This is a genomic window from Streptomyces sp. MMG1121 (genome assembly GCF_001280015.1).
Classification (GTDB): Bacteria; Actinomycetota; Actinomycetes; order Streptomycetales; family Streptomycetaceae; genus Streptomyces.
The window spans coordinates 1-210 of record NZ_LGDV01000172.1 but is presented as its reverse complement, the minus strand read 5'-3'; the positions used below and the strand labels follow the sequence as shown (position 1 = coordinate 210).

Genomic DNA, 210 nt, shown 5'->3' with positions numbered 1-210 from the left:
TTCGGACTCGCTTTCGCTACGGCTTCCCCACCCGGGTTAACCTCGCAACACACCGCAAACTCGCAGGCTCATTCTTCAAAAGGCACGCAGTCACGAGAAGCACCGAAGTGCTTCCGACGCTCCCACGGCTTGTAGGCACACGGTTTCAGGTACTATTTCACTCCCCTCCCGGGGTACTTTTCACCATTCCCTCACGGTACTATCCGCTAT

Annotated in this window: 1 rRNA gene; it reads right to left on the bottom strand. The window is 56.2% G+C overall.

Annotated features, from left to right (window positions below):
• Positions 1-210, bottom strand: a 23S ribosomal RNA gene (locus tag ADK64_RS15830); the annotation flags it as partial.